This window comes from Roseovarius sp. PS-C2 (assembly GCF_018862045.1).
Lineage (GTDB): Bacteria > Pseudomonadota > Alphaproteobacteria > Rhodobacterales > Rhodobacteraceae > Roseovarius.
In genome coordinates this window covers 298,964-310,617 of record NZ_JAHKSQ010000003.1, presented here as the reverse complement: position 1 = coordinate 310,617, position 11,654 = coordinate 298,964, and the positions used below count along the sequence as shown (strand labels likewise).

At 62.6% G+C, this 11,654-nt stretch carries 9 protein-coding genes; 1 reads left to right on the top strand and 8 read right to left on the bottom strand.

The window, feature by feature from the left end; all coding sequences use genetic code 11:
- The 3 genes from KPG71_RS07490 to KPG71_RS07480 form a co-directional block, all read right to left on the bottom strand.
- Complete coding sequence (locus KPG71_RS07490) at positions 1–840, bottom strand: ABC transporter permease (RefSeq protein WP_200797764.1); 840 nt, start codon at positions 838–840, stop codon at positions 1–3.
- Positions 841–852: 12 nt separating this feature from the next.
- A complete protein-coding gene (locus KPG71_RS07485; protein ID WP_216337473.1) occupies positions 853–1,818 on the bottom strand; it encodes an ABC transporter permease in 966 nt (321 codons plus the stop codon).
- Positions 1,819–1,915: 97 nt separating this feature from the next.
- Positions 1,916–3,460 (bottom strand): ABC transporter substrate-binding protein, encoded by a 1,545-nt coding sequence (locus KPG71_RS07480; RefSeq protein ID WP_216337472.1) that lies wholly within the window; start codon positions 3,458–3,460, stop codon positions 1,916–1,918.
- A gap of 241 nt (positions 3,461–3,701) precedes the next feature.
- Between KPG71_RS07480 and KPG71_RS07475 the strand changes: the two genes are divergently transcribed.
- Complete coding sequence (locus KPG71_RS07475) at positions 3,702–4,406, top strand: GntR family transcriptional regulator (RefSeq protein ID WP_216337471.1); 705 nt, start codon at positions 3,702–3,704, stop codon at positions 4,404–4,406.
- On the opposite strand, the gene eda is transcribed toward KPG71_RS07475, so the two are convergent.
- The 5 genes from eda to KPG71_RS07450 form a co-directional block, all read right to left on the bottom strand.
- Positions 4,397–5,047 (bottom strand): bifunctional 4-hydroxy-2-oxoglutarate aldolase/2-dehydro-3-deoxy-phosphogluconate aldolase, encoded by a 651-nt coding sequence (gene eda, locus KPG71_RS07470; protein WP_216337470.1) that lies wholly within the window; start codon positions 5,045–5,047, stop codon positions 4,397–4,399. The two genes, KPG71_RS07475 and eda, sit on opposite strands and share 10 nt — an antisense overlap.
- A complete protein-coding gene (gene edd / locus KPG71_RS07465) occupies positions 5,047–6,867 on the bottom strand; it encodes a phosphogluconate dehydratase (protein WP_216337469.1) in 1,821 nt (606 codons plus the stop codon). Before edd ends, eda begins: the two co-directional genes overlap by 1 nt.
- 63 nt (positions 6,868–6,930) lie before the next feature.
- Positions 6,931–8,190: an FAD-binding oxidoreductase gene (locus KPG71_RS07460; protein WP_216337468.1), complete on the bottom strand. Its 1,260-nt coding sequence runs from the start codon at positions 8,188–8,190 to the stop codon at positions 6,931–6,933.
- Positions 8,174–10,417 carry a TRAP transporter permease gene (locus KPG71_RS07455; RefSeq protein ID WP_216337467.1) on the bottom strand — a complete coding sequence of 748 codons (2,244 nt, stop codon included), beginning with the start codon at positions 10,415–10,417 and terminating at the stop codon, positions 8,174–8,176. The genes KPG71_RS07460 and KPG71_RS07455 overlap by 17 nt, the downstream gene beginning before the upstream one ends.
- Positions 10,418–10,516: 99 nt before the next feature.
- Positions 10,517–11,527, bottom strand: a complete 1,011-nt coding sequence (locus KPG71_RS07450; protein ID WP_216337466.1) for a TAXI family TRAP transporter solute-binding subunit — start codon at positions 11,525–11,527, stop codon at positions 10,517–10,519.
- Positions 11,528–11,654 lie beyond the last annotated feature (127 nt).

The window sequence follows — 11,654 nt, the reverse complement described above, 5'->3', positions numbered from 1 at the left end:
TTAGCGCCCCTTTCTGGCCAGACGCGGGTTGAGCGCGTCGTTCAGCCCTTCGCCGATTAGGTTGAGGGACAGCACCGTCAGCAGGATCGCCACGCCCGGAATGAAGCTGAGCCACCAGGCCGAGCGGATCACGGTGCGCGCAGCCCCGATCATGTAGCCCCAGCTCATGATGTTGGGATCACCGAGCCCGAGGAACGACAACGAGCTTTCCAGCAGGATCGCCGTGGCCACCATCAGCGAGGCCATGACGATGATCGGCGACATGGCATTGGGCAACACATGGCCGAACAGGATACGCGTGTTCGACAGCCCCGCCAGACGGGCGGCATCGACGAATTCGCGCTTGCGCAGCGACAGTACCTCGGCCCGGACGAGGCGGGCGACGGGCGGCCAGCTGACGATGGCGATGGCCAGCGTGATCGTGGGCAGGGTGGGTTCCAGAATGGCGACCAGAACGATGGCCAGTGCGAAATTGGGGATTGTTTGGAAAAACTCGGTAAAGCGCATGGCGCCGTCGTCGATCAGCCCGCCATAGAACCCCGCGAAGGCGCCGAGCGGCACGCCGATCAGCAATGCCACGAGGGTCGAGACCAGCCCGACGATCAGCGATACCCGCGCCCCGTGCACCAGCCCCGCCGCGACATCGCGGCCCAGCGTGTCGGTGCCCAGCAAGAAGCCATCGGTGCTGAACGGTGGCAGGAAGGGGCGTTGCACCATTTTCCACGGGCTGTCGGGATAAAGCAGCGGCGCGAATACCGCCAGCAGGACAACGGTGAGCAGTATGATCAGCCCGATCAGTGCACCGCGGTTGCGGGAAAAGCGTTTGAGGAAATCCATCATTGTCCTGCCTCCTCAGATTCGCGGGTCGATCAACCGATAGACGATATCGGTGATGATGTTGAATGCGATGACCATCGCCGCCGAGACAAGGAACACGCCCAGGAGGGTGTTGTAGTCCCGCGCGGTCAGGCTTTCGAACATGAGCCGCCCGATGCCCGGCCATGCAAAGACGGTTTCGGTCAGAACCGCACCGCCCACCAGTTGCCCGGCTTGCAGACCCGCCAGCGTGACCACTGGCAACAGCGCATTGCGCAGGATGTGGCGGCGGCGGATCGTGCCTTCGGCCAGCCCCTTGGCGCGAGCGGTCTTGACGAAATCCATCTGGCTGACTTCCAGCACCGAAGAGCGTGTCATGCGCAGGTAGACCGCCATGAAAAACAGCCCCAGCGTCAGCGCGGGCAGGAACAGGTGTTTCAGCCGGTCCAGGATCATTTCCAGCCCGGTGAACCCCGCACCGACGGTTTCGTAACCGAAGGCGGGGAACCAGCCCAGCTTGACCGAAAACAGCACCACGGCCATCAGCGCCACCCAGAACAGCGGTGTGGCGTAAAACAGAAGCGCCATCGAGGTGATCGCCGTGTCGCCCCACTTGCCCTGACGCGCCGCCGCCGCCAGTCCGAACACGATGCCCAGAAGCAGCGACATGCCAAAGGCGGTCAGCGTCAGCAGCAATGTGGCAGGCAGGCGATCGAGGATCAACTCCAGGACCGGCATCTGCTGGCGATAGGAATAGCCCAGATCCAGTTGCAGAACGCCCGAGACGTAATTCCAGAACTGGACGTAAAGCGGCTGATCCAGTCCGAACTGTTCGCGCAGTTGCTGGATGAATTGCTCGTCCGCGGCTCCGGCCTCGCCTGCCATGACCATCGCCGGGTCACCCGGCGCGGCATGGATGAGAAAGAAATTGAGGATGACGATCAGCAGGAGCGTGATCACCGCCTTGGCGGCGCGCCCGAATATGGCGGCGGCAAGTGTCATATGGTCAACCTGACGGTTTGTCGTGGAACGCGCAATGCGCGACAGGAAGGACCGGCCCGGATTTCAGTCCGGGCCAGCCGGGAAAACGCGCGGGGCGTTATTGCTTGATCCAGGCGTCGCGCGCCCCGTCGTTCACGCCGATGGCGGTGGTGACGAGATCCTGAACTTCGCAACGATAGATCGTCGGGAACTCGATTTCGAGCAGCCAGGCAACGGGGACGTCATCGACCAGTTGCTGCTGAATCTTCGTATAGATTTCCTGACGTGCCTCCGGGGTCGCACCAACGGCGGCCTCGGCGAACATTTCGTCCACTTCCGGGTTGTCATAGCCGGCGACGTTGTTCCACGGGCTGCCTTTGGCGATGTTCGAACTCAGGTAGCTGCGCGCAACGCCAAGCGCCGGATCACCGTACTGATAGAGGTAGGTGAAGGCGATATCGAAGTCCCATTCGGCCTGTTTCTGGTTCCAGCCCGCGACATCGGTGGCGACCATTTCGACGTTGATGCCGACCTCTTCGAGGTTCTGTTTCATCGCCTCGGCCCAACGCTGCCAGGTTTCGCCATAGGGCAGGGGCAGGATGCGCACCGGCGTGCCGTCATAGCCCATCTCGGCCAGCAATTCCTTGGCCTTTTCGGGGTTCTGATCGTACATGATCGTGTCGTCGGTGTAGAAATTGGTCTTGGACGACACGGGGCTGGTCGCGACCTTGCCGAAACCGTTCCAGATCACGTCTTTCACGAATTCGCGGTCCATCGCATACATGACGGCCTTGCGGAACAGCTTGTCCGAGGTCGGGCCTTCGCGGTTGTTCATCCATGCCATGGCGTGCGGCGCGAAGTATTCCCAGCCCTTGCCGGTTGAACAGACGTTGTCCATCTCGGTCAGGCGCTTGACGTCCCAGTTCTCGACCGATCCGCCGGGCAGAACATCGACCTCGCCATTTTCAAAAGCGACGGCGCGCGAGGCGGCGTCGGGGATCACCCGGTAATAGACCTCGTCCAGATAGGGTTGCCCGTCGAGGTAATAATCCTCGTTCTTGACCAGGTGAATATAGCTGCCCTTCTGCCATTCCTCGAACTTGAAGGGGCCAGTGCCGATGGGCGTGTTGTTCGCCGGGTTCGTGGCAAAATCGGTGCCTTCATAGATGTGTTTGGGAACCATCGGCATGGTGCCGGCCTCGAACACGCCGATGAAGGGGCCAAAGGGGTTCTTCATCTTGAAGACGACGGTATGATCGTCCGGCGCTGTGATCGTATCCACATGCTCAAGGCTGACGCGCAGGCGCGCATGGGTTTCGCGCAGGAATGTATCGACCGAGAAAACGACATCTTCGGCCGTAAAGGGCTCCCCGTCATGCCATTTGACGCCTTCGCGAAGGTGGAAGGTGTAGGTCATGCCGTCATCCGAGATTTCCCAGGACTCGGCCAGCGACGGCTGCGGGTTCAGATCGGTGTCATAGCGCAGCAGGCTTTCATAGATGTCGCCCGCGACAAGCTGCGTGGGGCCGTTCTGAACCAGGCCCAGCATCAGGCTGGGCGGTTCGGGCTGCACCACGATGTCGAGGCGCCCGCCTGCGTCTTGGGCGGTGACCGGAAGGGCCAGCCCGAGGGACAGCAAGGATGCGGTAACGAGGTTCTTCATCTGTATCTCCCAATTGGAATTGTCCGGCACAGTACCACCACCCGCCATTTCGGGCGGGCAAGCGTATCCGCCAGTGTTTTCCTTTTGCGCTCTGCCGGTGTCCCGATCTTCTGGCGCAGTTGTAATCGTGCGGGGATTTGGCCGTTAGCGCAACCCTCCACTGACACAGGTTCGTCGGGGGGGGGCGCAAGAGTCAAGCAAAATTGTCGACAGGCGACAATTTGAGCGTTAGCGTTGAACCATGACGCGTCAGAAGCAGCCACTTTTCGAACCTCTTGCGCGCGATGCCTTGTCACAGAGGATCGCGCAGATGCTGACCGATGCGATTGTATCGGGTCGCCTGAAACCCGGCGACAGGGTCGCGGAATCCGTGATTGCGAGGGATCTGGGTGTCAGCCGCGCGCCGGTGCGCGAGGCGGGGCGGTTGCTGGAAAGCGCGGGTTTGCTGGTTTCAAAAGCCAATCGCGGGTTTTTCGTACGCACGATCGATTCCGACGATCTCGATTCGCTGTACGAATTGCGCCTGTGCATCGAGCGCGAGGCCACGGCGCGTGTCGTCCGCGAAGGGCGAAGCAGCGAAATCATTCCGACATTGCTGGCGCAGATTGACGAGATGATCGATTTGTCACAGGACAGCCAGTTGATCTATCAGATCGGTATCGACCTGCAATTTCACCGGACAATCGTGGAACACAGCGGCAATCGCCGCTTTCTGGCCGTCTTCGACAAGCTGGCTTCGGAAATTCAGGCCTGCACGGCGCTGATCGAAAGGGTGTTCGACGAGCCGGGAAAGGTGGCGCGCAATCATTATCTGATCGTCGATGCGTTGGAGACCGGGGATGAAACCGCCGCGCGCGAGGCTATGGATTATCATATCGGTGTCGCCCGCGAGGCCGTGGTCGGCCATTTCCGCAAGCTCGAAGCCGAAAGCGGCGCTCAGGTTTGAGCGCGGGGCATACGGCTGGCGGCGCGGGCCAGCTCCGTAATCCGGTTCCAGTCTTTGGCCAGAATGGTGTCGGATGGGGCGACCCAACTGCCGCCGACGCAAAGCGTATTGGGCAAGGCCAGATAGGACGGGGCGCTGTCCGGCGTTATCCCACCGGTCGGACAGAACGACACCTGCGGCAAGGGTGCGCCGATGGCTTTGAGCGCGGGCACGCCGCCCGCGGCTTCGGCTGGGAAGAATTTCAACATGTCATAGCCGCGTTCCAGAAGGGTCATGACTTCGCTCGCCGTGGCGGCCCCCGGCAAGACGGGTAGCGCGGCGGCTTCACAGGCGTCGAGCAGGTTCGCGGTGCTGCCCGGCGAAACGGCAAAGCGTGCTCCGGCGGCTTTGCAGGCCTTTACATCCTCGGCTTTTAGGACCGTTCCGGCCCCGACAATGGCCCCCTCGACCAGCGCCATTTGGGCCATCGCGTCCAGCGCGGCGGGGGTGCGGAGGGTCACTTCTAGAACGGGCAAGCCCCCGGCGACAAGCGCACGCGCAAGCGGTGCGGCGGTGGTGGGGTCGTCGATGACCAGAACCGGAATGACCGGCGCGAGGGTGCAGAGTGCGCGGGTCCGGCGGCTGATCTCTTGCGGGGTCATCAGGAGGGCTCCTGCGGGAAAAGCGAAGACGCGCCAAGCGTTGTCGAACCGGCGGATTGGCGGAAAAGCTCGAACAGTTCGCGCCCGGTTCCGCGCGAATTGGCCGACAGGTCCGGCGTGGCCGGTGCGCGGTCGAGCACGCCATCATTCAAAACGTCAAGCCGCCCGGCGCGGGCATCGACGCGCACCACATCACCGTCCCGCAGCCGCGCCAGGGGGCCGCCAAGCGCGGCCTCGGGGCTGATGTGCAAGGCGGCGGGCACCTTGCCCGAGGCCCCCGACATGCGCCCGTCGGTGACAAGCGCGATGCGCAGTCCGCGATCCAGCAGGACCGACAGCGTCGGTGTCAACCCGTGCAGCTCGGGCATGCCATTGGCACGCGGTCCCTGAAACCGCACGACGACCACGCAATCCCCGGTGAATTCGCCAGCGCGGAAAGCGGCCTTGACCTGATCCTGATCGTGGAACACGCGCACCGGGGCCTCGATCACGTGTAGATCGGGATCGACAGCCGAGACTTTCATGATCCCGCTGCCAAGATTGCCCGACAGGTCCTGCAACCCGCCGGTGGGTTGAAACGGATCTGTCGCAGGGCGCAGAATCCGGTCGTTGCCGGTCTGGTCGGGGCCATCCCCCCAAACGGCCACGCCATCTTTTAGTTTCGGCTCCTGCGTATAGCGGCTCAGGCCCGGACCGGCGACGGTTTTGACATCGTCCTGTAGCAATCCAGCCTGCAAAAGCTCTCCGATCATGAACTGGAGACCGCCCGCCGCGTGGAAGTGGTTCACGTCGGCCAGACCGTTGGGATAGACCTTGGCCATCAGGGGGGTAACCGATGAAATGGCGGCGAAATCCTCGGGCAAGAGGGTAATACCTGCCGCGCGGGCCATCGCGGGCAGGTGCAGAACCAGATTGGTCGAGCCACCCGTCGCCATCAGCCCGACCATGCCGTTCACGAAGGCGCGTTCATCCAGAACTTCGGCCGCGGGGGCATATGCATTGCCAAGCGCCGTGATCGCCAGCACGCGTTCGCTTGCCGCCCTGGTCAGCGCATCCCGCAACGGCGTGTCGGGGGTGACGAAACTGGCGCCGGGCAGGTGCAGGCCCATGAATTCCATCAGCATCTGGTTGGTATTGGCGGTGCCGTAGAATGTGCAGGTGCCGGGGCCGTGATAACTGGCCATTTCGGCGGCCATCAATGCCGTGCGGTCTATGTCTCCGGCGGCGAATCTCTGACGCACCTTGGCCTTTTCATCGTTCGGCAGGCCCGATGTCATCGGCCCGGCAGGCATGAAGATTGCAGGCAGGTGGCCGAAGGTCGCTGCCGTGATCACCAGGCCCGGAACGATCTTGTCGCATACGCCCAGAAATGCCGCCGCATCAAACGTGTTGTGGCTCAGCGCGATGCCCGCCGCCATCGCGATCACGTCGCGGGAGAACAGCGAAAGCTCCATGCCGGGCTGGCCCTGGGTGACGCCATCGCACATCGCCGGAACACCCCCCGCGACCTGCGCCGTGCCACCGGCTGCGCGTGCCGCCTGTTTGATCAGGTCGGGAAATCGGTGGAAGGGCTGATGCGCCGACAGCATGTCGTTATAGGCGCTCACGATACCCAGGTTGGGGGCGCGATGTGTGGCGAGCCGCTCCTTGTCAGCGCCCATGGCGGCATAGGCGTGCGCCTCGTTTCCGCAGCTCAGATGTGCCCGGTTCGGGCCGGTTTCGCCAGCACGACGAACTCGTTCGAGATAGGCGTTTCGATGCGGAGCGGACCGTTTTCGGATACGGTCGGTGACGTCCTGAATGATCGGGTTGATCGGCATTGGCGGGTCCGGCTGATGCAAATATGCGCGTTAGCGATAACATATCAGCCGGGCCAATGGGTTTCAAACGGAACCGAAGCGATCGACCCTGTAGGGGGCCAGATCGACATTGGGCCGGACGCCGCGAACCAGATCGGCCACGATACGGCCTGTACCCGGCGCCATCATCAAACCGTAATGCGAATGTCCGAACGCCGCAAACAGCCCCTTGTGGCCGGGAACCTCCCCGATTGCGGGCAGGCTGTCGGGAAAGGAGGGGCGCAGCCCGCTCCAGGTGGTTTTCCGGGCGATGTTCAGGCCGGGCAGCATGTGACCCGCGACGGTGGCGATCGTTTCGGCCCGGCGCGGATCGGGCTGAGCGTCCAGACCGGCGAATTCCGCCGTTCCGGCGGCGCGCAGGCCGTCCTGCATCGAACTGGCCACGAATTTCCGGTCGGTATCCATGACCGAGTTGTTCAGCGTCACGCCTGGATCGGCGAACATCACATGATAGCCGCGCTCGGCCTCGAGCGGCAATTTCAGCCCCAACGGGGCCAAGAGGCGGGCCGACCATGCCCCTGCCGAAACGATCAGCCGGTCGGCATGCAGGGTTTCCCCCGTGCAATCGAGTGTCCAGCCGCCTTGCGGATCGGGGCGCAGATCGCGGATCTCGGTTTGCAGCACCTCTCCCCCCATGGCACGCAGCTTGTCGGTAAGGACCTGCATGATCCGTCCCGGCGAGGTGGCGCGGGCTTGCCCGTGGATCAGTACCGCCGCGCGGAATTCGGGGGCGAGATCGGGTTCGAGATCGTGGAGATCGGCCGCGCCGATCCGTTCCACCCGCGCTCCGGCCGCGCGGCGCAACTCGCTGTCCAGCCCACTGTCCGAGACCAGCGCGGGGTCGCGGCTGGCCAGAACGTAGCAGGCGCTGCGGACCAGCCCCTCATGGCCCGTGCCGGACAAGTGGCGACGGTACATTTCGATGCTGCCCGAGGTCAGGTTTGCCATCGCGGTGGAGGTTTGGCGCGCTGTCGTTTCGGTGCCGTTCCGGATGAACCTTAACGCCCACGGCAGGAAGCGGGGCAGGTGGCGTGCGCGAATGGTGACCGGGCCAAGAGGGTCCAGCACCCAGCCGGGAGCCTTTTTCCACACGCCGGGCATGGATTGGGGCACTACGGAAAAGGGCGAGATCACTCCGGCATTTCCGCTGGATGCGCCGGTTCCCGGCGTATCGCGGTCGATCAGGCGCACAGGCACGCCGTGCCCGGTCAGTTCCAGGGCCGTGCAGAGGCCGACGGCCCCGCCGCCCAGTATGGTGACGGGCCGATCAGTGTTCGGTGGCATTGTTGACGGTCCCCTCTGCACGTTTGCGAAGGAACTGGGGCAGGGCGACCAGCGCTATGACCGCAAGCGCCAGAAGGTCGCTCGACCCGCTTGGCGCGACCAGCAGCAAACCTCCGGCGATCATGAAGAACCGCGACAGCCCGCCCATACGGTCGATGAAATACCCGGCCACGGCGGTGCCGATGGCAAACACACCCGCCGCACAGGTCAGCGAAACCTGGATGAAGGACATCAGGGTGAAATGTTCGGGCAGGACGATCAGGATCGTGGGCGCGTAAACAAAGACCATTGGCACCAGCAGCTTGCCCAACCCCAGCGTAAAGGCGTTCAGGCCGGTGCGGAACGGGTTGGACCCTGCGATGCCCGCAGCCGCATAGGCCGAGGCGCAGACGGGTGGGGTGATTTCGGATATCACGCCGTAATACAGCACGAACATATGCGTCGCCAGCGGCGGCACGCCAAGCTGGCTGAGCGCGGGCGTCGCGACGGCCACCAGCATGATATAAAGCGCCGTGGTCGGCAGGCCCGCCCCCATGAGGATACAGGCCATGGCGATCAGAACCAGCGAGATGAATTGCTGGAGCGAGGGCTGGGTGAAGGCCTCGACAGGAATCCATCCGATGACCCCGTGCAGCCATGTCGCGATATCCGCCGCACCGTTCGTGACCATGAAGCCCATGCGAAAGCCGACGCCGGTGGTGTTGATGACCCCCACGACGATGCCCACCGCTGCCGAGGCCGCCCCGACCGCGAGGGCATATTGAACACCCACATGGAAGCTGTCGATCAGGTCCTTGAAATCCTTCCGCTCGTTCCGATGCAGCGAGCCGACAATAGTGAGTGCCGCAAGGATACCGGCAAGCGTGGCCGAAAAGCCCTCGCCGCTGGCGGGGGAGGCCTTCCAGAATATGAAGGCCAGTAACGCCAGTGGAATGGCGAGTGTCAGCGGGCGGTCAAAGGCGCAAAACCCCACCACGATGCACAGGGCCAGTCCGATAAAGGCCGCCATGTTGGGGGAATAACCGGAAAAGAGAACGATCAGCAGGGCGATCAGCGGGATGATCGTATACCACCCATCGCGCCAGACCTGCATGAATTTCGGCAACTGATCCTTGGGATAGGCATGCAGCCCCAGCCGTTTGGCGGTGAAATGCACGATCGAGAGGACGCCGATGTAATGCATCATGGCCGGTACGATGGCCGCGATCACGATGGTGGTGTAGGGCACCTCGAGATACTCGGCCATGAGGAAACTGGCCGCGCCCATGATCGGCGGCGTGATCTGTCCACCTGCCGACGAGGCCGCCTCGACCCCTCCGGCAAAATGGCCCGGATAGCCCATCTTTTTCATGTTCGGGATGGTCAATGAGCCGGTGGAGACGGTGTTTGCGATGGAACTGCCCGAGATGGTTCCGAAAAAGGCCGAGGACACCACCGAGACCTTGGCAGGTCCGCCGGTATAGCGTCCGGCCAGCATCATGGCGTTGTCGACAAAGAACTGCCCCAGCCCCATGCGCTGCGCCACGACGCCGAAAAGGACGAAGTGGAACACCACGGTCGAGACGACCCACAGGGTGATGCCGAATATCCCCTCGGACGGGAAATACATGTTGTTGACGAACTGATGCCAGTCGACCCCCGGATGTTGCAGGATTTGCACCGGCATCGACGGGCCGAACAGGGCATAGGCCATGAAAACGAGAATGATCAACGGCAGGACAAAGCCGATTGTGCGTCGCGCGATTTCGAGAGTGGCAAAGATCAGGACGGTCCCCAGGATCACGTCGACCGTGGTCGGGTTGCCCTGACGCAGAGCCTGTTCGGGAATGTCGAGGCCAAGGATGTCGAGGCCGCGCCAGCTGATCCACAAGAACAGCGCGGCCAGCATTGCCGCCAAGGAGATCGCCCAGTCGTAAAGCGGAACATTGCCCGGTTTCAGTGGTCCCGCGCCGTCATAGGAGAGGCTGGCAGGTGTGCGCCGAACGGGGAAATAGATGAAGATGAACAGGAAAAGCCCGGCCAGGTGAATGCCCATATGGATATGATCCACCGGCGTTCCGAACCCGGCGGTCCAAACATGGTAGGCCGCGAACAGAATGGTCGCCCAATAGATGGCCCGTGTCAGGGTCGGCCCGTTGTCTCGGGTATTGAGGGCGCTGTCGTATTTCTTTTCCAGCTCTTCGAGCTGCTTGGTGTCCAGGTCCGTGGACAGGCGATCACTGGCCATTCGGCAATTCCTCGGCGATAGGAGATGGTGGCGCGCTTTGGGCACGCCAGAGAAAACGGGCCAACCTGGTCAGGTTGGCCCGTGGCTGCTCGGACTCTGTCAGTCCAGCATGCCCACTTCCTTGTAGAAGCGTTCGGCCCCCGGATGCAGGGGCACGCCGATGCCTTCGACACCGTCAAGCGCGGTGTCCATAGTGATCACCTTGGCCTTGGGGTGGCCGTTGTCCATCAGTTTGCGCGCCGTGTCGGACCACAGCGCCTTGGTGATCTCGTAGATCAGATCTTCGTCCTGATTGGCGTTGGTCACCAGAATGCCGGAAACGGCAAGCGTATCGACGTCATAGTCGACGCCCGGATAGGTGCCTGCGGGGATCATCGACTTGATGTAATACGGCACGGCCTCGTTGCCAGCTGTCAACTCTTCCTCGCTCCAGTCGTAGAGTTCCATGCCCTTGGTGTTGTCGAGTTGGATCATCGCGGCGACCGGAGTGCCGGCGGCATAGAAATAGGCATCCAGCTGACCGTCAGCCAGCCGCTCGGCACTCTGGGTGTTGTTCAGTTCGGCCTCTTCGATGTTGTCGCGGGTGATGCCTTGCGTCGCAAGGATCAGTTCGACCGCGATTTGCGTGCCCGACCCGGCCTGGGCGATACCAACGCGTTTGCCTTCGAGATCGGCCAGGCTGTCCAGTTTCGCGTCTTTCGGCAGAACAAGGTGCAGGTCTTCGGGGAAGAGGTTGGCGATCACGCGCAGGTCGGGCTTGGCGTTGCCTTCGAAGACATCCGTGCCGTTATAGGCGAAATGCAGCGTTGCGGCGCCTGTCAGGCCCGCTTCCATCTGACCGGCCTGCACGGCGTTTACGTTGTGGGCCGACGCGTTGGTCGATTGCGCGATGGCCACCAGACCCGGCACACCGCAGTTGCCACCTTCTTCGCAGGGGCGCGACCCCGGAGGGTTGGAAATGGCATTGGCGATAATCCCGCCAATCGGGAAATAGGTGCCGCCCGCGCTGCCGGTGCCGATGCGGAAGAACTTCATGTCCTGCGCTGCGGCGGGCAGGGCCATGCCAAGACCGGCAATTGCTGCGATGGTGAAATTTCTGAGTCGTCCCATTGTGTACATATCTCCCTGAGGAATGATTGACCCTGCGCTTTTTGGGGATGCGCAGTTGCTCAAACAGGAGCGACCGCCCCCGTCCAATGGCACGGTGCACGTTGTGGATCATAAACGCAAATCGAAA